This window comes from Phyllobacterium zundukense (assembly GCF_025452195.1).
Taxonomy (GTDB): domain Bacteria; phylum Pseudomonadota; class Alphaproteobacteria; order Rhizobiales; family Rhizobiaceae; genus Phyllobacterium; species Phyllobacterium zundukense_A.
The window spans coordinates 3633076-3656502 of record NZ_CP104973.1 but is presented as its reverse complement, the minus strand read 5'-3'; the positions used below and the strand labels follow the sequence as shown (position 1 = coordinate 3656502).

The window sequence follows — 23427 nt, the reverse complement described above, 5'->3', positions numbered from 1 at the left end:
TTCGCTTCTCGCTGGTTCGGCATCTGCCCTGTGCGTGGTTCGACAGGCTCACCATGAGGGAGCTTGGTGCGTTGCAAATGTAGTCGCCAACGTTCCAGATTCTGGCTCCCTGCGATTTCCCCATCTCCCTCATGGTGAGCCTGTCGAACCACGCACAGCTGAGGTGCAGGGGAAATCGGCGTTCAGGCGACAACATCTTCATCATCACATCCTGAACATGCCAAAGCGCGTTTCCTCGATAGGCGCATTAAGCGCGGCGGAGAGGGAAAGCGCCAGCACCTCGCGGCTTTTTGCCGGGTCGATGATGCCATCATCCCAAAGCCGCGCCGAGGAATAAAGCGGGTGACCCTCACGCTCATATTTTTCAAGGATCGGTGCACGGAATGCAGCTTCGTCGCTGGCTGACCACTCTCCACCCTTGCGCTCGATTCCCTCGCGTTTGACCAGTGCCAGAACGGTGGCCGCCTGTTCGCCGCCCATGACCGAAATGCGGGCATTCGGCCACATCCAGAGGAAGCGCGGCGAGAAGGCTCTGCCGCACATGCCATAATTGCCGGCGCCAAACGAACCGCCGACGATCATCGTCACCTTGGGCACCCTCGCTGTCGCGACGGCGGTAACGAGCTTGGCGCCATCCTTGGCGATTCCGCCCGCCTCGTAGGAACGTCCGACCATGAAGCCGGTGATGTTCTGCAGGAAGACCAAAGGGATACCGCGCTGCGTGCACAGTTCGATGAAATGCGTGCCCTTCAGCGCGCTTTCGGAAAACAGCACGCCATTGTTGGCGATGATACCGACCGGCATGCCGTAAAGATGCGCAAAACCGGTTATCAGCGTCGTGCCGTAGTTTTGCTTGAACTCGTCGAATTCCGAACCATCGACGATGCGGGCGATCAATTCGCGCGCATCGTATGGCTGGCGCAGATCGCTCGGTATGATGCCGTAAAGTTCATGTGGATCATAAAGCGGCGGAATCACCTTACGAAGATCGAGGCCTATCTCCTTCTTTCGATTCAGGTTTCCAACGATACGCCGGGCAATGGCAAGCGCGTGTGCATCATCCACGGCGTAATGGTCGGCAACGCCCGACTCGCGTGTATGCACTTCCGCACCGCCAAGGTCTTCTGCCGAAACCTCTTCGCCTGTCGCTGCTTTGACCAGGGGAGGACCGGCAAGAAAAATCGTTGCCTGGCCTTTCACCATGATGGTTTCTTCCGACATGGCAGGCACATAGGCGCCGCCCGCCGTGCATGATCCCATGACGACCGCAATCTGCGGGATGCCTGCCGCCGACATATTGGCCTGATTGTAGAAGATGCGACCGAAGTGCTCGCGATCCGGAAAGACCTCGTCCTGATTGGGCAGATTGGCTCCGCCGCTATCCACAAGATAGAGGCAGGGCAGATTGTTCTGCACCGCGATCTCCTGTGCCCGGAGATGCTTTTTCACCGTCAATGGATAATAGGTGCCGCCTTTCACCGTCGCATCATTGATGACGATCATCACTTCCTTGCCCGATACCCGGCCGATCCCTGCAATCAGACCGGCGGATGAAATTGTATCGTCATACATATCCCAGGCGGCAAACTGGCCAATTTCCAGAAAGGGCGAACCGGCATCCAGAAGCTGCGCCAAGCGATCACGCGGGAGGAGCTTGCCGCGCGATGTGTGGCGCTCGCGCGCCTCATCGGTACCGCCCTTGATTACCAGTTCCGCCTTGGCCTGGATATCACCGACCAGTGCCTGCATTCGCTTAGTATTGGCGGTAAAGGTTTCGGACGTGGTGCTGATCTGGGAGGTGAGGACGGTCATGCGGTCTCCTGTTATCGGCGGTAAATAGTAGCAGTGGTGGTGGTTCAAGCGCTCTCTGCAAACATTTCCCTGCCGATAAGCATGCGTCGTATCTCGCTCGTGCCAGCACCGATTTCGTAGAGCTTGGCATCGCGCAACAGCCGTCCGGTCGGATAGTCGTTGATATAGCCATTGCCACCGAGCGCCTGGATGGCCTCAAGCGCGCACCATGTTGCTTTCTCCGCTGCGTACAGAACGCACCCTGCTGCATCCTTGCGTGTGGTTTCACCGCGGTCACAGGCGGCAGCCACGGCATAAACATAGGCCCGGCAAGCATTCGTCGTCGTGTACATGTCCGCCAGCTTGCCTTGCATCAGCTGGAATTCTCCGATCGGTTGGCCGAATTGCTTGCGCTCATGCACGTAGGGCACAACCACATCCAGACAGGCGTCCATCACTCCCAAAGGTCCACCGGCAAGCACGACGCGCTCATAATCCAACCCCGACATCAGGATTTTGACGCCTTGGCCCTCTTCACCAAGTACATTTTCAAATGGCACTTCGCAGTCCTCGAAGACGAGCTCGCACGTATTGGAACCGCGCATACCAAGCTTGTCCAGCTTTTGCGCGGTGGTAAAACCCTTGAATTCCTTCTCGATGAGAAATGCTGTGATTCCGCGCGAGCCCGCGGCGGGATCGGACTTCGCGTAGACCACCAACGTGCTGGCATCCGGACCATTGGTGATCCACATCTTGTTACCGTTCAGAACATAACGGTCATTCTTCTTGTCGGCGCGCAGTTTCATCGAAACGACGTCGGAGCCCGCGCCCGGTTCTGACATGGCGAGCGCGCCGACATGTTCACCCGAGCAGAGTTTCGGCAAAAACTTTGCCTTCTGCTCCGGGGTGCCCCAGCGGTTGATCTGGTTGACGCAAAGATTGGAATGCGCACCATAAGAGAGACCGACTGACGCCGAGGCGCGGGAGATTTCTTCTACTGCAATCGTGTGTGCGAGATATCCAAGGCCGGACCCGCCAAACTCGGGGTCGGCGGTCATTCCGAGCAAGCCGAGCTCGCCCATTTTCTGCCAGAGGTGCACGGGGAATTGATTGGATCGGTCGGTCTCGGCCGCTAGCGGTGCTATTTCCGCTTGCGCAAACCGGTGCACCGTTTCCCGCAGTGCTTCGATCTCCTCAGAGACGCCGAATCTTAGGCCCGACTGGTACATTTCGTCCTCCCGTTTTAGTTGTTGCAATCTTCTTGGCGCCAACAAGGCGCAGTCCCATGTCGACATACTTTTCTGCAATCTCGTCGACACTAAGCCTGTCGCCCGGCCGGAACCAGACCATGATTCCGGTAATCATCGCGATAATGGCGCGGGTTGTCAGGGCAATATCATCGATGGCAAATTCGCGTGTATCCATCCCGTCGTCGAGTATATCGCGAAGGCTGTTCTCGTATCGTCCGCGCAATTCAACGATGATGGCCCGGTTTTCCGGGCTGAGGCTGCGTAGCTCCATGTTCGCGATGTGCACGTCCTCACGCCGCTCCACATGGTAACGGATATGGAAACGAATGAAGGCGCAAAATTTTTCAAGCGCCGTATGAGCGCTGCGGCTCTCGGCTTCCCAGGCTGCAAGCACACGATCCATGTGCCCCCGCATAACCGAAAACAGCAATTCCTGCTTGTTAGGGTAATAGCGATAGAAGGCCGCGGGCTGCACGCCCACTTCGTCCGCGAGTTGGCGCATCGACATCGCTTCATAGCCGACCCGTGCAATCAAATGCTTGGCAGCAATATCAATCGCGCTGCGTGTCCTTCCGCCATCTGATCCGGTTGTGCGTGCCATGATGAATTAATAAAACGAACGTTCAATTAATTCAAGAGGAGTGTTGCTAGACGAAGGTATGGATAGAGGAGGGGAAGGGATGCATGTACGGTCGGCCAATCGGAGTCGATTTTCATCAATCAATTTTCAGAGTGGGTTTCATGTTTGAACGACGCATTTCCCGTCTATTCGCTACCCTGATTACAGCGGTTTTCCTGCCGCTGGCATCGATCCCTTCTGCATATGCCTTGAGCATGAAAGAGTGCAGCGTCAAGTACAAGGCGGCGCAAAGTGCCGGCGAAGCAGAAGGCGTTTCGTGGAGCGAATTCCGTAAAGCACAATGCATCTCGCCCGCTGAGGCGGCTGACAAGCCAACCAAACCTGCACCGACGGAGGCCAAAACAGAGACGACTGAAGAAAAGCCGGAGACAACGCCAAAAAAAGCCGAAGTCGTAGCCAGATCTCCATCCGGAAAGACGACGTTTCCGTCGTCGATAGCCGCAAAATTTGCTGCAGAGAAACCTGCCAAGGCCCGCATGCACACATGCCTTGAGCAATACCACGCGAACAAGAAAGGCGGCACGCTCGGCGGCACGCGCTGGATCGAGAAGGGCGGCGGTTACTACAAGTTATGCAATGCCAAACTCAAAGGTGGACGTTAACGACGCGCTCCATGGCCCATAAACCTACAACGCTGGAGAGCTTGAAATCCGCCGATGGCGGTGGCACATTTGAAGATATGGAACATCGCGTCGCATTTCTGGAAAAATCTTTTGGGAAGATGGACGGCAAACTGGATGTCATCCTCAATGGCCTTGCAGGCTTGAAGGAGGATGTTTCAATCCTGAAGGGTGACGTATCAGGTCTGAAGGGAGACGTTTCGGTCCTGAAGGGCGACGTATCGGGTCTGAAGGGAGACGTTACAGGATTGAAGGGAGACATTTCGGGCTTGAAGGGAGACGTTTCAGGCTTGAAAGAAGGTCTCGCCTATCTGAAAGGGAGGATTGACCACCTTCCTACAATGTTGCAATTGCTTGGCTTCGTATTGGCCATATTCGCCATGGCGGGGTTCTTCAAATATTTCACGCCGTAAAATCTGAGTCGCTCCGGTCGACCATTCGGGCCGGTCATAAGTAATAGCGCAATATCTGAAGACCCTGCGAGCCGCTGTCGTGGGACAATGATGACGCTCCGATTATTCCAAGCGCTTGAAATCCAGCGTCTTGAATGCCGTCGCTGCAACTACAATCCAGCCCAGGATGAGCAGCGTTCCACCAAGCGGTGCCGCAAAGGCAAATAAACGGTCACCTGTAACATCGCGCGACACCAGATCGCCGATGAAGAATAGCAAACCCCAACACCAGCACCCACGCGCCGAAATAGGCTGGACGACTGACCTTTGCTAACAGCGACAACGCCAGAAATGCGGGGGCGTGGATGAACAGGATCGGCGCAATCGTGGCCATATGACCTTCCGCACTATGGGCCGCTGCGGCATAGGCCGCGATACCTGCAGCCCCGAACAGACCGCCGAGACCGGCAAAAACCCGATTAATCTCCAAGTTAATCTCCGTTTTTAAGGTTTTGTCCGGGCTCAGCGGTTACTTACAGCGGCTAAGGCCTGCGGAAGCTGTTGCTCGAAATAATCGAGTTCTTCATCAAGGCCGACGCTGACACGGATACAACGGTCCAGACCCGGCGCCATTGGTTTGCGCATGAAGACGTCGCGGTCGATAAGGGCATTGAGAACGGCGAGGGCGAATGGCCCATCGCGCCCGCAATCGATAGTGACGAAATTGGTCGCAGAGGGAATCGCCTTCAAACCATTACTTTTGGCGATCTGCATGATCCGCTCACGCCCGGCGATAATCCGTGCAATCACCGCCTTGAGATAATCTTGATCCTCTAGCGCTGCCAGGGCGGCAATCTGTGTCAGTTTGTTCATGCCGAAATGGTTGCGGATTTTGTCGAAGGCGAGGATCTGCTTTTCTGCGCCGACAGCATAGCCGCAGCGCATTCCGGCGAGCCCGTATGCCTTGGAGAACGTGCGCATGCGCAGGACATTCGGCCGCGAAACATCGATCCGCGGCAGAGTGCCCGCTGGTGCGGTTTCGCCATAGGCTTCGTCGAGGATCAGCATCGTAGTTTTCGGCAGCGCATCGATAAAGCTTTCGATCTGTGCCGCCGCCCACCACGTCCCCATTGGATTGTCAGGGTTGGAGAAATAGACGAGCGGTGCCTGTTCGCGCTTTACTGCAGCAAGCAATGCCTCGAGGTCCTCGCGATCCTCCCTGTATGGCACCGTCACCAGCCGTCCGCCAAAGCCGGCCACATGAAAATTGAATGTCGGATAGGCACCGAGCGAAGTGACGACCGGCGTGCCTTCGCGAACGTACTGGCGTACGGCGAGTCCGAGCAGTGTATCGACGCCTTCGCCAACGACAATATTGACCGGTTCAACGCCTAGATGCGCGGCAAGCGCATGCTTCAAATCGAAATTTTCTGGATCCGCGTATTTCCACGCCTCCCCGGCATGGTTTTGTATGGCCGTAATGACTGAAGGCGCTGGGCCGAAGCCGCTTTCATTGGCGCCAAGTCGCGCTTTGAAAGGCCTGGTGCGCTTGCGTTCCAGCGTTTCCGGCCCGACGAACGGGACAGTCGACGGCAGGGAGTCGATAAGGGAGATCAGCTGCGGTTCCATGTCCACAGCGATATCAGTTTTTGTGCCGGCGAAAAGCAAAATTTCGCTCTTTTGCGCCGAGCTCAAAGTTCGAAGCCGCGATGACATATCGTCTTTCAGCGGAACCAATCCATTGTTGCGGGGGTTTCCCTCCTACTGGGACAAAACAGGTTCAATTGAGAGGCAGGATAATGAAAAAGATTTTTATGGTGACTGCAGCAACGTTTTTCGCCGCCTCCGGTCTGGCGATCGCTCAGGATGGCGTTGTCGTTGAAGTACCGCAGTCCGCCCGGGACTATGTCATCGCGCATCCGGCCGATCCAGTAGTTATAGAGGGTGATTTATCCCAGGGTTACGTCGTACCCGAAACAATCGTGGTGCGGCCAATTCCGGAGAGCCCGGGCTATGGCTATATTTATGTCGATGGCCGTCCGGTGATCGTCTCCATGGAAAATCGCGAGGTCGTGTATCTGTCGGATGATGCTGGCATTGCGCCCCGAGCTGTGCCGGATGAGGTTATCTCCTACATAGAAACTAATCCGACAGATCCGGTGGTCATCGACGGAGACATAACCACGGGCACTGTCATTCCTGACGACGTGCCGCTGGTCGCTGTGCCTGATCAGCCGCGCTACTCATACGTCTACGTGCAGGATCGTCCCGCGCTTATAGAACGCGAGACACGCCGGGTCGTCTGGGTTCGGTAATCATTGCGAATGACACTTGCCCGCACTCGTGGGCGGGCGAGTGTTACCATCGGCGGTGCCGATAATATCGATAGCGATTGTCATAGATGATCAGCGGCGTGTTAAATTGCATCTGTTCGAATTGCGCCCGGCTCGCGGCGCGCCGGTCAAGGTCGAGATTGAGCAGGCAATTTGCGAACGCATCGGTTCCACGCCGGAAACCATAGGATGAACAGGTCTGATTATCGAGCGCCCGCCGCTCTTCCGGCGTCATGGAGACACAGCCGGCGACTGCCAGAATCAGCAATAGAGCGGAGGCCCGCAGCAGTTGAATATTTCTCTTCTGGCGGCTTCGCACGTCGTCGCCTTATTATACCGATTTCACGTACTTGCGTTTCCGCTGCTCGCGCTCACGTTCGTGACGTTCGACCGTGGCAATATGCTTGTTTACCGCGAAACGGCTATAAATGAGGACAACGGCGCCCATCGCTAAAGACAAGACCAGATAGATCCATTCGTCCATTTACTTGATCCCTTTTAACAACGCTCTCTTGCCGTAGATATGCAGGCAGTACGATACGGCAATCCACGAGCCACTTACAAGGCCGATGGCAAGCCAGCGATGATAGTCCAATGTCATGGTTTTTGTAGGATCATTCATGATCGTCGCCATGGGCCCAACGAATCCGACAATGATGGACCCGGTCGATAGCCGGTCCAGTGCCGCGGCAATGTATTTTGTAACCTCGTTGTCCCTTGCCTTTGTATCGCTATCGCCACTCATGAACGCTATTTCCAAATCGAACCAAACCATGGGCACTATCCCAATTGCTTGGCAGCTTTAATAGCCAGACTTTGGTTGCATGAAAGGATTGGGAGGGAGGCTTACAAAGCCGTCTCAAGTCGCGAAAAAAACACCGGCGATCATTAAAATAATCACTGCTCCTGCCAGAACCGGCAGGATTGAAAAACCTGTAGGTGTGGGTTGAGGCCTCAATACCAATTTGGCAAAGCGAGCAGAATAGTGGCTGCTACCTGGGTGCATATGACAAAAGTGACGAACGGTATAAAACCGTCGCTGATCTTTCGGTTATCGTTTGCTGCGGCAAAGCTCATAAGGACTGCTCCCGATTGGACGATCCTTTGAAAGTGCCGAAGGATCATGATCGTCAGTGCCGAATTTCGGCTTGGTCACGCAACTGTAACAGTTTGAAACCTTTTGTCACCCAAAAAGTTCTCATCGTCGTTCAACTGTGCCGTGATAGGCTCTACTCGGCGATCAAATGCTGCTGCCATAACGTAGGGAAAATCTTCAGTTTCAGTAGGTTAGCTCCGGCGGCGCAGAAACCCTAGCAAGCTCTGCGCCGTCGGAGATTTTTGTTACTCGGCTGGCGTTGCGGCAGGAGCAATCGCGCCCGAATTGTGGCTGGAATCGCCGTCGAAGGTACTTGCATGGTGGCTCTTCAGCTGCCGGTTTCCAGTCATCGCACGTATGAGCACATAGAACACTGGCGTCATGAACAAACCGAACAACGTCACGCCGATCATCCCGGCAAACACCGCGACACCCATGGCACTGCGCATTTCCGCACCGGCTCCCGTCGATGTGACGAGAGGCACCACGCCCATGATGAAGGCCAGCGACGTCATCAGGATCGGTCTCAGTCGCAGGCGGCTGGCCTCGATCACGGCCTTGAATGGCGTCGCTCCGGCAAACTCCAGTTCCCGCGCAAACTCGACGATCAGGATGGCGTTCTTGGCGGATAGCCCGACTAGCACGATCAGCCCGATCTGCGTGAAGACATTGTTGTCTCCCGCCGTCAGCCAGACGCCGGTGAGGGCGGCGAGCAATCCGAGCGGCACGATCATGATGATCGATAGTGGCAGCGAGAGGCTTTCGTATTGTGCCGAGAGGACGAGGAATACCAGGAGGATCGACAACGGGAAGATGAGGTAGGCCGAGTTGCCCGCAATGATCTCCTGATAGGTCAGTTCCGTCCATTCGAAGCCGATCCCGGGCGGCAAGGTGTCGGCGGCAATCTTTTCCACCGCAGCCCGCGCCTGACCCGACGAGTAGCCGGGCGCTGCATTGCCGTTCACGTCGGCAGCAAGGAAGCCGTTATAGCGCATCGCGCGATCCGGTCCCGCACTGGACGAGACGTTGACCAGGGCCGACAGCGGGATCATCTCGCCCGAACCGGATCGTACCTTGAGGTCGCCAATATCTTCAGACTTGGCCCGGAAATCCGACTCCGCCTGCATGCGGACGGAATAGGTGCGGCCGAACTTGTTGAAGTCGTTGACATAGACCGAGCCAAGATAGATCTGCAGCGTGTTGAAGATTTCCGGCAGCGATACGTTGAGTTGGCGTGCCTTGGCACGGTCAACGTCGGCATAGAGCTGTGGAACATTGATCTGATAGCTGGTGAACAGACCTGTCAGCTCCGGTGCAGTGGCCGCCTTGGCGAGGAACGCCTTGGTTGCGTCGTCGAGAGCCTGGTAACCAAGACCATTGCGATCCTCGATCTGCAGCTTGAACCCGCCGATCGAGCCGAGACCCTGGACGGGAGGCGGCGGGAAGACGGCGCTGAACGATTCCTGGATGCCGGCTATCTGCTGATTGAGTGCCATGGCGATCGCACCGGCACTCAAGTCTGGCGTCTTGCGCTCCTCGAAAGGTTTCAGCGAAACGAAGACAACGCCGGCATTCGAGCTATTGGTGAAACCGGCGATGGACAGGCCTGGGAAGGCAATCGTGCTTTGCACGCCGGGTATCTTCAACGCCATATCGCCGATGCGGCGGACGACCGCTTCCGTCCGGTCTAGCGTCGCACCATCCGGCAGCTGGGTGAAGCCGACCAGATACTGCTTGTCCTGCGGCGGAACGAAACCGCCGGGCACACTCTTGAACATGAAGGCCGTCGCGCCGATCAAGACGAGATAAATCCCCATCATGATCGTCTTGCGCGAGATAACGCCGCGCACGCCCTTGCTGTAGCCGTTGGCTCCACGTGTGAACACGGCATTGAACCCACGGAAAAGCCAGCCCAGCGTCAGGTCCATGAAGCGCGTCAAGCGATCTTTTGGCTGATCATGTCCCTTCAACAGAAGAGCGGCGAGGGCGGGGGACAGTGTAAGGGAGTTGAAAGCTGAAATGACCGTCGAGATGGCGATCGTCAGCGCGAACTGCCGATAGAACTGACCGGTCAGTCCGCTGATGAAGGCGAGGGGCACGAACACCGCGACCAGAACCAGCGCAATCGCGATGATTGGTCCCGAAACTTCCCGCATCGCCTGTACTGTCGCCTGCCGTGGGGCCAGACCGTTCTCGATGTTTCGCTCGACGTTTTCAACCACCACGATGGCGTCATCGACGACGATACCGATCGCGAGAACAAGACCGAACAGGCTTAGCGCATTGATCGAGAAACCGAACAGATGCATCACCGCAAACGTACCGACGATCGATATCGGCACCGCAATCAGCGGGATGATCGATGCACGCCACGTTTGCAGGAAGAGGATAACAACCAGAACGACCAGCAATACCGCTTCAAGCAGCGTATGGATGACGGCCTCGATCGAAGCGCGAACGAACTGGGTCGTATCGTAGACGATCTCGTAGTCCACGCCTTCCGGCATGGTCAGCCTCATCTCGTTCATCGCTGCACGAACTTCGTCGGCGATCTGGATCGCATTGGAGCCCGGTGCCTGGAAGATCGGGATAGCGACGGCGCTCTTGTTGTCGAGCAGCGAGCGTAGCGAATAGTCGGCTGCGCCAAGTTCGATGCGGGCAATGTCGCTCAAATGCGTGATCGCGCCATTGGCGGCAGTCTTGACGATGATCTGGCCGAATTCTTCTTCGGATTGCAACCGGCCTTGCGCGTTCACCGTCAATTGCAGATCGACACTGTTCGAGTTGGGCGACGCACCGATGGTACCGGCAGCCGCCTGCACGTTCTGCGCACGGATTTCGTTGAGAACATCGGTTGCCGAGAGGCCGAGTTCCGCGGTCTTCTGCGGATCAAGCCAGATACGCATCGAATAGTCGCCAGACCCGAACAACTGCACATCGCCGACGCCATTGATGCGGGCGAGGCGATCCTTGATGTTGATCAGGGCGTAGTTGCGCAGGTACGTAATGTCATAGCGATCATTGGGCGAAATGAGATTGACCACCAGCATCAGGTCAGGCGAACTCTTGACCGTGGTGATCCCGAGGCTGCGCACTTCCTCCGGCAAGCGCGGTTCCGCCTGCGAAACGCGGTTCTGGACCAGCTGTTGTGCCTTGTCCGGATCTGTACCGAGCGCAAAGGTCACAGTCAGCGTCATCTGGCCATCCGCCGTCGCCTGACTGCCCATGTAGAGCATGCCTTCAACGCCGTTGATCTGCTCTTCCATCGGCGTTGCGACTGTTTCGGCAATGACCTTCGGATTTGCCCCCGGATACTGCGCCCGCACCACGATCGACGGGGGCACGACGTCCGGATATTCCGAGACGGGCATCGTCGTCAGCGCAATCAAACCGCCAAGGAAGATGATGAAAGAAAGAACGCCCGCAAAGATCGGGCGGTCGATAAAGAAATTGGAGATATTCATATCAATTCCACCTGCCCGATGCGGGGCTCTGGGTATTTATTGTTTGAGCTTGGCCTGGTCCGCCAGCGCCTGCTGGTCTGGGGCTTTGTTGCCCATCGCAACCATCTCCGGTGCAACGAGCGAGCCAGGGCGAATCCGCTGCAGGCCATTGACGACGATCTTGTCATCCGCCTGTAATCCAGCCGTGACTATCCGCAAGCCATCTGCCTTGGCGCCAAGCGAGACTTCGCGATACTCGACGACGTTCTTCGAATTGACGACCATGACGAACTTCTTGTTCTGGTCGGTTCCGACAGCCTTTTCGTCGACCAGCAATTCATTGCGCTCGTTGGCCTGACCCATGCGGACCTTGGCGAACTGGCCGGGCATCAGCTTGCCATTGGCGTTGTCGAACACCGCGCGAACCTTGACGGTACCGCTCGTCGCATCGACGCTGTTGTTGATCAGCTGTAGCTTGCCGGTGATCCCGTCCTGGCCGTGAACATCCATCTGAACCGGGATGCGGTTGACGAAGTCACGGCTGTTCAAGCCCTCGGGAAGATCGGCGAGCGCATTGGCGACGACGTTTTCATCGGCCTCGAAACTTGCATAAATCGGGCTGATCGAAACCAGCGATGTCAATAGCGGCGCGCTCGGTCCCTCGGCGATGAGATTGCCGGGGGTGATCTCGATACGTCCGACACGGCCGCTGATCGGTGCACGAATATCGGTCCAGTCGAGGTTGAGCATGGCGGTCTGCAACACGGCCTTGGCCGCTTCGAGGTCCGCTTCCGCGCTGGTCTGGACGTTCAAACGCTGATCGTAGTCGCTCTGGGACGCAAAGCGCGATGTCACGAGCTGCTTGCCGCGTTGAAGTTCGCTCTTGGCATAGGCGAGCTTCGATTCGGCAGAGGCCACCTGCGCCTTTGCGCGTGCAACTTCAGCCTCATATGGCGCCGGGTCGATCTTGACCAGAAGGTCGCCCTGCTTGACGATCGCGCCTTCCTTGAAGGCCACCGACTGAATGGCGCCGGCGACACGTGAACGTACTTCAACCGCGTCGACCGCCTCGAGCCGGCCAGAGAATTCGCTCCACTGCGTTACGAGCTTTGGCTGTACGACCGCAACCGAAACGGGCGTCGCTGGCGCAGGCGCGGCCTGACTCTTTTCGCCTTCCGCGTGGCTCTGCTGCATGTCCAGAAAGTGCGAGCCGCCGACTGTGGCAAGTGTCAGAACTAAAGCGCTGGCATAGAGGCTTTTTCTTAAAGTGCTGATTGACATCGTGGTCATCCTGCTTTGAAAGTTTCCGCCATTGGGAGGGTGGCGAATCTGAATTCGATCATCGAATTGAGCATTGACGTTCTATACCGAGCGGTATAGAACGGCTGATATAAGGCGGCGATGTAACAGCTGTCAATGGAATTTTATACCGAACGGTATAATTCTTTTAGGGAGTGTTGTCCATGGGACGGCCCAGGGAATTTGATGCGGATGACGCATTGCAGACGGCTTTGGAGCTATTCTGGCGAAAAGGCTACGAAGGCACATCCATCACTGACCTGACCGACGGCATGGGTATCACCAAGCCCAGTCTTTACGGAACCTTCGGCAACAAGGAAGAGCTCTTCCGCATGGCGCTGCAGCGCTATGAGCAGAACTACATGGCCTTCTTCTGGAAGGCACTGGAGCAGCCGACCGCACGGATTGTCGCGCTGGATATATTGCATGGCTTTGCCAATGCCCAGACTGAAGAATGCAATCCGGGTGGATGCCTTGGTATCAATGCGGCCATGGGCTGCAGCGAAGCCGCGGAAGCGATCCAGAAAACAATCATCGAGCGCCGCCAGATAGGGCAGAAGGCGCTGGCGCGGCGTTTCGAACGCGCAAGGCGTGAAGGCGATCTTCCCGCCGACTGCAACGCGGAGGATCTTGCCCGCTACCTCTTGACCATCGCCCAAGGCACTGCCGTCCAGGCATCGAGCGGCGCTGGCCGGGAAGAGCTTTACCGGCTGATCGACATTGCCATGAAGTCTTTTCCGGGCTCGAACTAACCATCCCCGGCACCCGTTTGCGGCCGCGTTACGTGCGCTTGCGAACCCTGGCCACCTCAGGCCTTAGACTTTGGAATAATTGACGCGATTTTGGCTCAGCGATAAGTGTCGTCAATTCTGGAAGAAGTTGCGAAGAGGGAGGAGCCTTGAACGCACCAGCGAATAGACACCACCCCGAACTTGCATTGCAACTGCGCACACCCTGTAGCGGCATGACAAACACGTTCGATTGAGCCGTCTCGCACACAGCCTATTAATCTGAACCCTTATTTGACGAACCTAAATCAACTCGAACTCAGCCACATACTTAATCGATTGAAATATCACGTCATTCTTTTTCAAAGCATATTTTATTCATTCGGGAGGAATCCATGACAATTAAGAAGACGCTGCTCGCGACGCTGCTCGGCTGCACGATGCTCGCTAGCTGCAACGGCGACGACGGCAAGAAGAACGATACGGCCAATCTGCAGAGCACCTTTGATCAGACGGTTAGGGAGCTGAACGGACAGATCGATCAGCTCAAACAGCGGATTGCCGGCCAGGCGGCCATCGAATCGGTTACCGTCACCGAGGTCCCAGACGTGTCGGAAGATGAACAGGCGACGCCACCGGAAAATGTGAAAAAAATTCCGGCCGATGGAAAGGTCGCGCAAGTGACGGGCCGTGGAGATGATAAGGACCTGGTGCCCTTGGTCAATCCCATGGTCGGAACCGCAGGCACAACCAATGCGCATTCCGAGGACAAGGGTCAGACCTATCCCGCAGTAGGTGTTCCCTTCGGCATGACACAATGGACTCCCGCGACCAATTCGACCGAAACTAAAGGCACGGCTCCGTACTACTACGGCGATGCGTCCATCAAGGGTTTTAGAAGCAGTCACTTCCTGAGCGGGTCGGCAGTGCAGGAATATGGCAGTATCCAGCTGTTCGCCGGTCAGGATGCCAAGGAGCAATGGACACCAAATCTCCTGTCGTCGAAATTTTCCCATGAAAAAGAAAAAGCCGGCCCGGACCTTTACGAGGTCGAATTGCCTGAACGCAATATCGCAGTTTCGATGACCGGGACGGCGCGTTGCGGCCTGATCCGTTTCCGCTTCCTGAAAGGCGGTACAGGCTGGATATCAGTCCAGAATAACAATGACAGACAGATACCTGCAGGCCTGACCACCCTATGGAATGGTGCGGGTCGAACCACGATCGAGGCGGAGACGCAGGAGGTCGTGGGCAACAACAAGGTAGGCCGCTTCTATGCAGGCATGCACAAGCCGGCCGGCTTTTTCGGCCAGTTTGCTGTGACATTCGACCGCAAGTTTCGCACAGGCGGTATATGGATTGGCAAGACTTTCGTTCCTGACAGCAAACAGGCTGCCGCTGGGACCGCGCCGTCCGGAGCGGTCGTCATGTTCGATGATCTGAAAGCCGGCGAAGCCGTTACAGCACGCGCTTGTATGTCATTCGCCGATGTTAACGGTGCGCGCGCCAATGGTGCGGCGGAACTGCCCGATTTTGATTTCGACAAGGTGCAAAAGGCCAGCAGAGCAGCGTGGAACAGGGTCCTCAACACGATTCTTGTCGACGGTACCGAGACGGACCGGTGCATATTCTATACGTCGCTCTATCACATGTATCTGGCGCCGCGCATGTTCAGCGATGTCAGCGGCAAGTATCCGCGCTTCGGCGGCGGCGCATCCTATGAAGCGGCACGCGGCTTCACCTACTATGACGATTATTCCATGTGGGATACTTTCCGCGCACTACACCCGTTTCTGACGATTACAGAGCCCAAGCGCGTGACCGATCTTGTCCGGTCACTGCTGATCAAGGGTGAGCAGGGCGGCTTCCTGCCGATTTTCCCGCTGTGGAACAGCTATACGAGCGCAATGATCGGCGATCATGCCATCTCGATGATCGGCGATGCACACCTCAAAGGCATTAGAGGGTTCGACGTCGACAAGGCATACGCATTGATGGTCAAGAACGCGACGCAGATAGCAGGAAAAGCCGAATATGAGGATGGGAAGGGGCGCCGGGCGCTCGGGAATTATTTGAAGTTTGGCTATATTCCGTTGGAAGATGGAGTGCCAGATGCTTTTCATCAGAACGAACAGGTATCGCGCACGCTGGAATACGCCTATGATGATTTCGTCCTGGCGGAAGTCGCCAAGAGTCTTGGTGAGAAAACGGATGAGGCAACCTTCCGCCAACGGGCGCAGAACTACCGTAATGTGATCGATCCGGCGACCGGTTTTGCACGCGGGCGTTATGAGAACGGCACATGGTTCAGGGATGCCAAGCTCGACGCGCAATGTATTCAGGCGGAAAGTTTCTGTCCCGGCAGGCATGTCGGCTACATCACCGAGGGTAGCCCTTTCCAATATACGTTCTATGTGCCGCAGGATATTCCCGGCCTGATCAGCCTGCAGAAGGACAGAGAGGCGGGCTTCCTCAGCAAGCTCGATGCGCTCTTTGCGGGCAAGGGCAAGGGATATTACTGGCACGGCAATGAGCCAAGCCACCACATCGCCTATCTCTTCAACTATGCGGGAGCTGCAGCCAAGACCCAGAAACATGTCGAAGAGCAACGCCGCACCCAATATCTGGATGCGCCGGACGGCCTGTTCGGTAATGACGATGCCGGCCAAATGTCTGCCTGGTATGCATTCAGCGCACTTGGTTTCTATCCGGTCACGCCCGGCGTACCGGCCTATGTGATCGGCACGCCGCTCTTTTCCAGTGCGAAACTGCAGCTCGAAAACGGCAAGACGTTTGAAGTGATTGCTGAGCGGCCCGCGGGTACTACTGCCAAGGATACGCCATACATCGCATCGGCAATGCTCAACGGCAAGCCGCTGCAGCGTTACTGGATCAGGCATTCGGAGATCACCGCCGGCGGCACGCTGACGTTCAAGATGTCACCGATACCGAGTATAAACTGGCCGCAAGACGAGACTCCGCCCGGCCAGGAGCCGACAGGCCCGCAGATAGTGCAATAGAAGTGAAGGGGCAGGTGTCATCATTGCCCCTTTCCCATTCTGGTCTGCCGTCACGTCAGCCTGTTCCGGAACAGCCAGGCCGAAAACGGCAAGGTAACCGCGGCGATGGCCACCAGCGCCAGCATTTCCGGCAGCAATTGCCTCAGTCCTGCGCCCTCCAGATAAACCTGATGCGTGATACTGATCGCATAGCGCAGCGGATTGATCATTGTCAGATACTGCAGAACCTCCGGCATATTGCCGATCGGCGCCGTCAGACCCGACAACAGCATGAATGGCATCAGCAGCACGAACGAGTAGATCATTGCCTGCTGCATGTTGCCTGCGAGCGAAGAGATGAAAAGGCCGATGCCGACAGCTGCCGACAGGAAGAGCACCAGGCCAAGGTAGAGTATGAAATAGGAACCCTCGAAGGGAATCTGGAACCATAGCTGGGCGACGAGGAATATGGTGGTTGCCTGCGACAGACCGACCAGCATCGAGGGCAGGGCCTTTCCAACCATGATCTCGGACGGTCTGAATGGCGTCACCAGCAGCTGGTCGAAAGTCCCTGCCTCACGTTCGCGCGCGACCGACATGGCAGTCAGCATCAGCGTCATCATCATGGTGATCGTGCCGATCAATGACGGGATCATGTACCACCGCGTCTCGAGGCTCGGATTGTACCACGCGCGGGTCGTAACCTTGACGCCGCTGTTGGCTGCCTGGCCATTTTCCTGACGCCATTGCTCAGCGAAGTCCGTTGCGATCATGTTCACATAGCTCTGCGCGGTGCCGGCCGTGTTGGAATTGCGGCCGTCGGCGATGATCTGCAATTTGGCCGGCATTCCGGCCATCAGCCGCCTCTCGAAATCCTGGTCGATGACCACGACCAGCAAAACCCGGGCGTCATTGATGAAATTGTCGATATCGGATGTCCGCTGCAACGTCGCAACGCGGCTGAAAATGCCCGATCCGTCCAGTTTCGAAACCAGCTCGATGGATGCCGCGCTGTGATCGTGATCGAGTACCGCGTAGGGCACATTGTTGAGATCGTAACTCGCCGCATAGCCAAAGATCAGACATTGCAGGATCGGCGGCAGTACCAGCACGATGCGGCTTTTCGGGTCCTTGAACATTGCCAGCAATTCCTTGCGGATCAGCGCGATTATCCGGAAGAAGGATTCTTTCATGGCCGTCTCACCCGAGTTTCTTGCGCGTGGCGAAAAGGGAGGCGGTCATCAGAATGGTTGCCATGACGGCAAGCACCGCCGCGTTGGGCAGGATGACGGCCCAGATATCGCCCGCAAGGAACAATGTCTGCAGCACGCTGACGAAATAGCGCGCCGGGAAGATGTAGGTGATGCCCTGGATCACCAGAGGCATACTCCTGATGTCGAACATGAAGCCCGACAGCATCATCGCCGGCAGAAATGTGACGATCAACGTGATCTGGCTGGCGATGAACTGGTTCTTGGTGAGCGAGGAGATCAAAAGTCCGATACCGAGCGCCACCAGCAGATAGAGCATCGATACGATGATCAATATCCACAGCGATCCGCGCAGGGGCACGCCAAAGAGCACCTGACTGCCGATGACCGAAAGCGCCAGTCCCAGCATGCCAAGGACGAAATAGGGAACTGTCTTGCCCAGTAGAATTTCGCCGGGGCGGGCAGGGGTGACGAACAGCGCTTCGAATGTGCCGCGTTCCCATTCTCGCGCCATCACCAGCGCTGTCAGCAGCGCACCGATCAGTGTCATCACAAGAACAATCAGTCCCGGCACCAGAAAATAGGTACTGTCATTGGCTTCGTTGAACCAAAGCCGCGTCTGCAGATCGATCGATGCGCCGGAATTCAAGACCATTCCTTGGGCAGCCTCGCGCGCCAGCCAAGTGCCGACCGCGCCTTGCGCATAGCCGAGCGCGATACGGGCCGTATTGGCGTCACTGCCATTGACGACGACCTGAATTTCCGCCGTGCCGTTCTGTACGTCTCGGGCGAACTGCGGTGGTATGCGCACGATACCGCTGACGGTCTTGTCCGCGAGCAGCCGCTCCGCCTCCGCCATGGTCTTGACCGGATGTGTCTGGAAATAATCCGACAGTTCGAATCCGGAGACCGCAGCGCTCGCCTCTGCCGATGATTCCTCCATGACCAGCGCAACGGGGAGGTTTTTGAGGTCGAACGACAAGCCGTAACCGAACAGGATCAACAGCACCATTGGCATGACGATGCCGACGGCAACGCTGCTCGGGTCGCGCACCACCTGCCAGCTCTCCTTGCGCACCAGCGCGAGGATACGGCGCAAGCGTCCGTGTTGGGAGGTGGTCATGGTGTTGACCTCGAATGCCAGCCCACGAATTTTAGTTTGGGCGGTGCCTGTATACCGAAATGCGCCTCTCTCTCCGTTATCCTCGGCTCAAGCCCGAGGATGACGGCGAGGTGGGTGCTCATTGAACTAGTGAACTTTGTGGATGCCTCGGAACCAAGGAGAAACTGTCTCATCACGCGGCCTCCTTCTTGTCCCGCCGGGACTCCTCGACGATGGCAATGAAGGCGTCTTCCATGTTCGGTTCTTCGCCGTTCTTCGGCTTGGCATGGGCGCGGATTTCGGCAGGTGTTCCCTCGGCAAGGTTGCGCCCCGCATCGAGAATGATTATGCGGTCGCAATATTCCGCCTCTTCCATGAAATGCGTGGTGACGATCACCGTCACGCCTTGTTCGGAAAGCGCGGTAATGCGTCCCCAGAACTCACGCCGTGCCAGCGGATCGGCGCCGCTGGTCGCCTCGTCCAGAAACAGTATGTCCGGCTCGTGCAGAAGCGCTGCCGCCATGGCAAGACGCTGCTTGAAACCACCGGGCAGTTGTCCGCTCGGCAGCGTTGCCAGATCGCCCAGTTCGAACTGCTCTTTCGACCAGGCAACGCGGTCGCGCTTCTTCTGCCCGCGCAAACCATAGGCGCTGGCGAAGAAATCGAGATTTTCATCCACCGACAGATCGCCATAGAGCGAAAACTTCTGTGCCACGTAGCCAAGTTTCTGCCGCGCCTCCGCCCGCGAGGTACGCAAGTCCGCACCGGCAACGCGCAGCGTACCGCTGGTTGCCGGCATCAGCCCGCACAACATGCGGAACGTCGTGCTTTTCCCGGCGCCATTCGGACCGAGCAGCCCATAAATCTCGCCGCGCTTCACCTGAAAGCTGACGTGATCGACCGCAGTGAAATCGCCGAACTTGCGCACCAGATCGTGGACTTCGACCGAGATCTCATCACCTGCTGCGGTCTTCAGCCGCTCCAGTTCCACTTCGCTGGAACGGCTCTTGCTTGCTACGGCGCCGAACAGCACCATGAAACCATCTTCGAAACGGGCGGAGACCGGCTGAAGTTTGATGGCTTTGCCGTCAACCGTAATGTCGTCATTGAAGTCCGGTTGCTTCACCACGCGCACTTTGCCAGCTTCCGGCACCGCATCGACAACGCCGTCCTGCCGGAACAGCCGAGCCTGTAGCGACCGGACGTTCGTGCCTTTCCCCGGCGTTGCTATGAATACACAGTTGCTGGCTTTGTCCGTGATTTCGTCGGGTTTTCCCTGGGCCAGGACCTTGCCCTGATGCATAACGACGGAGTGGTCGCAGAGTTCGGCCTCGTCCAGATAGGACGTGCTGACGACGACCGTCAGTTTGTCCTCGCGCACGAGCTTGGTGACGATCTCCCATAATTCGCGCCGTGACAGGGGATCGACGCCGACGGTCGGTTCGTCGAGCAGAAGGAGTTCCGGCGAGCGCACCAGTGTGCAGGCGAGGCCGAGCTTCTGCTTCATGCCGCCGGAAAGCTTGCCGGCAAGGCGCTGCGTGAAACGCCCGAGATCGGTCATTTCCATCAGCCGCGGGTAAATCTCTCTGCGCTGTTCCCCGGTGATGCCGTGCAGGTCGGCGTACAGATCGAGGTTCTGCTGGACACTCAAATCCTCGTAGAGACCGAATTTCTGCGGCATGTAACCGATGCGGTTCTGTATCGTCTGCGGGTCCATTGCGACATCGATGCCGAGCACGGAGAGTTCGCCACTGTCGGCGACCATCAGCCCCGCAATCAGGCGCAGCAACGTGGTTTTGCCCGCACCGTCAGGTCCGACCAAGGCAGTTAAGGTGCCTTGCCGCGCTTCGAAGGAAACTCCCTCCAGCGCCTTGACGGTCTCGCCCGTATCGCGGCGGAAGCTCTTGTGGATGGTCCGCGCCGTGACGGGGCCAGATTCTGACCGAGCTGGCGCGGTGCCGGTCATGGTGTCGCCTTGCTGTCCGCATTCTGGGGCAGGGGCTTTGGCGCCTCGTCTGCCAAGAGCTTTACAGTAGCGGGCATGCCGAGCCGCAACATATCGTCTTTGTCCTCGACGAAAACCCGCACCTCATAGACAAGGCTCGAGCGCAGATCTTCCGTCTCGACCGTCTTGGGCGTGAATTCCGCCACCGGCGAGATAAAACCCACCCAGCCGTCAAGCGGGCGATCCGGGAAACTGTCCGTCGTCACCTTGGCGCGCATGCCGGAACGAACATGCCCAAGATTGACCTCCGAGACATAGGCCCGCACCCATTTTGTGCCGATGGTCGCCAGCGAGAAAACCGGCTTCGTCGGGGCTGCCATTTCGCCCGGCTCCATGAGGCGCGAGCGGACCACCGCGTCGAACGGCGCCACGAGTTCCGCATCGTCCAGTTCCTGGCGTATCAGTGCCAGCTGCGCTTCGCTGCCGCGAAGTTGCGCTTCTGCCTGCAGCAATTCTTCAGCGCGGGGGCCTGCAATGGCAAGTTCGAGCGCGCTTTGCGCAACGTCGACTTTAGCATCGGCCATGGCCGCAGCAGCCTTTGTCGTATCGAGCTCCTGCTTGCTGATGGTGGAGTTCACTGACAGTGCCGCCCGCCTCTCAAGTTGTATGTTGGCATTAGCCGCGTCCGCCTTGGCCGATGCAAGGTTGGCGCGCGCCTGGGCAATTTCTTCGGGGCGGCTGCCGTTGCGGAGTTTCATCACCATGGCCCGTTGCGCGGCAACAGTCGCGTCGGCCTCCCGCACCTGCGGCGACAGCCGGCTGGTATCGAGTCGCGCCAGAACCTGGCCCTTTTTGACGATATCGCCTTCCTCGACGAGAACACCGGCAATTCGCTCCGAGCCGTTGAAGGCGAGCGTTGCCTGCCGCAGGTCGACATTGCCATAAAGCGTCAGAGCATCATTGGTCGCCGGCCGATGCAGATACCACCATGCCCCGCCGCCGATCGCGGCGAGGATAAGCAGGATGATGACGATGCGAAGCGGCTTGTTCATCCCTCAACCATAACGCGAAAAACATTCATATGTCAAATTTGAATTTGAATTTCAGCTTTCAAAAATTTCAAATCTCGTATAGAATCATCGCATGGCCCGAAAAACACCGCGAAAACTGCCCGGCCGCCGCGAAGACGGCGCCACAACGAAAGCCCAGATTCTGGAAGCTGCCGGCGAGGTTTTTGCCGAAAAGGGGTTTGACCGCGCCACCGGCAAGGAGATTGCCGAGAGGGCAGGCAGCAACTCGGCTGCGGTCAACTACTACTATGGTGGGATCGAAGGTCTCTATGCCGATGTGCTTGTAGAAGCCCATCGGCGGCTTTTGACCTATGATAAGCTCCTTGCACTTGCAGAGAGTCCGGGTGAGCCCACCGAAAAACTGAAAATCCTCATCGGCCTGATCGCCCGCAGGATCACCGGACCCGAGTCGTCGTCGTGGGCGCTGCGTGTCCTCAGCCGCGAGATTCTCTCGCCGTCATCGGTGTTTCCGGTCCTTGTGAAACGGGAAATTCTGCCGAAGAAGCTTGTCGTGACCGGCATCATAGGGGAGATTTTGGACAGGCCGCATGACGACCCCGTCGTCACGCGTTGTACACTGAATATCATCGCTCCCTTCGCCATGCTGTTGGTCGGCAACAAGCAGATATTTACCCAGGTGCTGCCGGGGTTCAACTCCGGCGAGCCTGAAGTCCAGGAACAGATCGTCGAGCATTTTCAACGCTTTGCCCTTGCCGGATTGGCGGCAACGGCAGCGGCGCTGCAATCAGACGATCACTGACGAATATCTTTGGAAGTGTCTGTATGCCTGTCCTTGGGGTGTGTGTAGGCAGGCTCGTCGGCTTTCTTTTGTGCCTTGGCAATCGCCTCCCGCAGCATCTGCCATTCTCTTTCATGGCGTTGGTAAACATCCTGCGGAACAGTTTGTATCGTCATGTGGGTACTCCGAATGGTTGACGCCCCTATAACGATCACATAGGTCGCCCGTTCCGGCTTCGCCATTCAAGATTTGCAACCGGCATTTACAGATGCGAAGGGGATCCTCACACGCGGCGCATGGGACAAGATCCTGGACGCTTGGAACTTTGTCGTTCATTGCAAGTTCATCGAACTAGGCGCACCTAATGATTGCATCACGTCACAGGAGACAATCATGCACAAGATATTGAATGCCATTTCGGCAGCCATGCTCGGATTGGCAATGTTGCTGACATCCGCGGTCACGTCCCAAGCCGCGCCCGTGTCCCCCGCGACCCTTCAGCTATCATCAAATGTTGAACAGGTGCGCGACAACAGGGCAGATTGGAAGCGCCATCATTATAAGTCCCGCCGTGACTGGCGTCGCGACCGCCATGATTGGCGTCGAGACCGTTACCATCGGCGTCATTGGGCAGAGCGGCGCGATCATCGGCGTTGGAGCCATAACCGCAGGTACTATCGCTATGGTAGTGGTGGTTACATGGGTGGCAGCGGAAGAAGCCATCAGTAACGATCGGCACCGCTTTTAGCCCGGATGAAATGATAAAAGG

Annotated in this window: 21 protein-coding genes and 1 pseudogene; 7 read left to right on the top strand and 15 right to left on the bottom strand. The window is 57.1% G+C overall.

Features of this window, described 5'->3' with window-relative positions; genetic code table 11:
- Positions 1 to 204 precede the first annotated feature (204 nt).
- The 3 genes from N8E88_RS30385 to N8E88_RS30375 are packed head-to-tail and all read right to left on the bottom strand — an operon-like array spanning position 205 to position 3642.
- Entirely contained in the window at positions 205 to 1812 is a 1608-nt protein-coding gene (locus N8E88_RS30385; RefSeq protein ID WP_262293773.1) for a carboxyl transferase domain-containing protein, read from the bottom strand.
- A gap of 44 nt (positions 1813 to 1856) precedes the next feature.
- The gene (locus N8E88_RS30380; protein WP_262293772.1) at positions 1857 to 3020 is read right to left on the bottom strand and encodes an isovaleryl-CoA dehydrogenase; all 1164 of its coding nucleotides are present in this window, start codon (positions 3018 to 3020) and stop codon (positions 1857 to 1859) included.
- Positions 2986 to 3642 carry a TetR/AcrR family transcriptional regulator gene (locus tag N8E88_RS30375; RefSeq protein WP_262293771.1) on the bottom strand — a complete coding sequence of 219 codons (657 nt, stop codon included), beginning with the start codon at positions 3640 to 3642 and terminating at the stop codon, positions 2986 to 2988. The genes N8E88_RS30380 and N8E88_RS30375 overlap by 35 nt, the downstream gene beginning before the upstream one ends.
- Positions 3643 to 3782: 140 nt before the next feature.
- On the opposite strand from N8E88_RS30375, the gene N8E88_RS30370 reads away from it, so the two are divergent.
- Together N8E88_RS30370 and N8E88_RS30365 are read left to right on the top strand one after the other, a co-directional pair.
- Positions 3783 to 4283, top strand: coding sequence for a hypothetical protein (locus N8E88_RS30370; RefSeq protein WP_262293770.1), 501 nt, complete (start codon positions 3783 to 3785; stop codon positions 4281 to 4283).
- Between the two features lie 11 nt (positions 4284 to 4294).
- Entirely contained in the window at positions 4295 to 4714 is a 420-nt protein-coding gene (locus tag N8E88_RS30365) for a hypothetical protein (RefSeq protein WP_262293769.1), read from the top strand.
- 102 nt (positions 4715 to 4816) lie between these two features.
- Here N8E88_RS30365 and N8E88_RS30360 read toward each other — a convergent pair.
- Together N8E88_RS30360 and N8E88_RS30355 are read right to left on the bottom strand one after the other, a co-directional pair.
- Positions 4817 to 5183 (bottom strand): annotated as a pseudogene (locus tag N8E88_RS30360) (DUF423 domain-containing protein).
- 32 nt (positions 5184 to 5215) lie between these two features.
- A complete protein-coding gene (locus N8E88_RS30355) occupies positions 5216 to 6328 on the bottom strand; it encodes a pyridoxal phosphate-dependent aminotransferase (RefSeq protein ID WP_410010638.1) in 1113 nt (370 codons plus the stop codon).
- Positions 6329 to 6492: 164 nt separating this feature from the next.
- On the opposite strand from N8E88_RS30355, the gene N8E88_RS30350 reads away from it, so the two are divergent.
- Positions 6493 to 7008: a DUF1236 domain-containing protein gene (locus tag N8E88_RS30350; protein WP_262293767.1), complete on the top strand. Its 516-nt coding sequence runs from the start codon at positions 6493 to 6495 to the stop codon at positions 7006 to 7008.
- A 43-nt stretch (positions 7009 to 7051) separates the two neighbouring features.
- On the opposite strand, the gene N8E88_RS30345 is transcribed toward N8E88_RS30350, so the two are convergent.
- From N8E88_RS30345 to N8E88_RS30325, 5 genes are all read right to left on the bottom strand, one after another.
- Positions 7052 to 7261 (bottom strand): hypothetical protein, encoded by a 210-nt coding sequence (locus tag N8E88_RS30345; RefSeq protein WP_262295687.1) that lies wholly within the window; start codon positions 7259 to 7261, stop codon positions 7052 to 7054.
- Between the two features lie 96 nt (positions 7262 to 7357).
- The gene (locus N8E88_RS30340) at positions 7358 to 7510 is read right to left on the bottom strand and encodes a hypothetical protein (protein WP_262293766.1); all 153 of its coding nucleotides are present in this window, start codon (positions 7508 to 7510) and stop codon (positions 7358 to 7360) included.
- On the bottom strand, positions 7511 to 7801 hold the full coding sequence (locus tag N8E88_RS30335; protein WP_262293765.1) for a hypothetical protein: 291 nt from the start codon (positions 7799 to 7801) through the stop codon (positions 7511 to 7513). It abuts the gene before it with no gap.
- Between the two features lie 566 nt (positions 7802 to 8367).
- Positions 8368 to 11586, bottom strand: coding sequence for an efflux RND transporter permease subunit (locus tag N8E88_RS30330; protein ID WP_262293764.1), 3219 nt, complete (start codon positions 11584 to 11586; stop codon positions 8368 to 8370).
- A gap of 36 nt (positions 11587 to 11622) precedes the next feature.
- Positions 11623 to 12846, bottom strand: coding sequence for an efflux RND transporter periplasmic adaptor subunit (locus tag N8E88_RS30325; RefSeq protein WP_262293763.1), 1224 nt, complete (start codon positions 12844 to 12846; stop codon positions 11623 to 11625).
- 182 nt (positions 12847 to 13028) lie between these two features.
- Between N8E88_RS30325 and N8E88_RS30320 the strand changes: the two genes are divergently transcribed.
- Together N8E88_RS30320 and N8E88_RS30315 are read left to right on the top strand one after the other, a co-directional pair.
- Positions 13029 to 13616, top strand: a complete 588-nt coding sequence (locus N8E88_RS30320) for a TetR/AcrR family transcriptional regulator (RefSeq protein ID WP_262293762.1) — start codon at positions 13029 to 13031, stop codon at positions 13614 to 13616.
- A gap of 371 nt (positions 13617 to 13987) precedes the next feature.
- Positions 13988 to 16612: a GH92 family glycosyl hydrolase gene (locus N8E88_RS30315; protein ID WP_262293761.1), complete on the top strand. Its 2625-nt coding sequence runs from the start codon at positions 13988 to 13990 to the stop codon at positions 16610 to 16612.
- 50 nt (positions 16613 to 16662) lie between these two features.
- Here N8E88_RS30315 and N8E88_RS30310 read toward each other — a convergent pair whose 3' ends face one another.
- The 4 genes from N8E88_RS30310 to N8E88_RS30295 form a co-directional block, all read right to left on the bottom strand.
- Entirely contained in the window at positions 16663 to 17784 is a 1122-nt protein-coding gene (locus N8E88_RS30310) for an ABC transporter permease (protein ID WP_262293760.1), read from the bottom strand.
- 7 nt (positions 17785 to 17791) lie between these two features.
- The gene (locus tag N8E88_RS30305; protein ID WP_262293759.1) at positions 17792 to 18925 is read right to left on the bottom strand and encodes an ABC transporter permease; all 1134 of its coding nucleotides are present in this window, start codon (positions 18923 to 18925) and stop codon (positions 17792 to 17794) included.
- Positions 18926 to 19097: 172 nt separating this feature from the next.
- Entirely contained in the window at positions 19098 to 20870 is a 1773-nt protein-coding gene (locus N8E88_RS30300) for an ATP-binding cassette domain-containing protein (RefSeq protein WP_262293758.1), read from the bottom strand.
- Positions 20867 to 21901, bottom strand: a complete 1035-nt coding sequence (locus N8E88_RS30295) for an HlyD family secretion protein (RefSeq protein ID WP_262293757.1) — start codon at positions 21899 to 21901, stop codon at positions 20867 to 20869. Before N8E88_RS30295 ends, N8E88_RS30300 begins: the two co-directional genes overlap by 4 nt.
- Before the next feature lie 91 nt (positions 21902 to 21992).
- On the opposite strand from N8E88_RS30295, the gene N8E88_RS30290 reads away from it, so the two are divergent.
- Entirely contained in the window at positions 21993 to 22679 is a 687-nt protein-coding gene (locus tag N8E88_RS30290; RefSeq protein ID WP_262293756.1) for a CerR family C-terminal domain-containing protein, read from the top strand.
- On the opposite strand, the gene N8E88_RS30285 is transcribed toward N8E88_RS30290, so the two are convergent.
- Positions 22673 to 22834, bottom strand: coding sequence for a hypothetical protein (locus tag N8E88_RS30285; RefSeq protein ID WP_262293755.1), 162 nt, complete (start codon positions 22832 to 22834; stop codon positions 22673 to 22675). The genes N8E88_RS30290 and N8E88_RS30285 overlap by 7 nt on opposite strands.
- A gap of 395 nt (positions 22835 to 23229) precedes the next feature.
- On the opposite strand from N8E88_RS30285, the gene N8E88_RS30280 reads away from it, so the two are divergent.
- A complete protein-coding gene (locus N8E88_RS30280) occupies positions 23230 to 23406 on the top strand; it encodes a hypothetical protein (RefSeq protein ID WP_262293754.1) in 177 nt (58 codons plus the stop codon).
- Positions 23407 to 23427 lie beyond the last annotated feature (21 nt).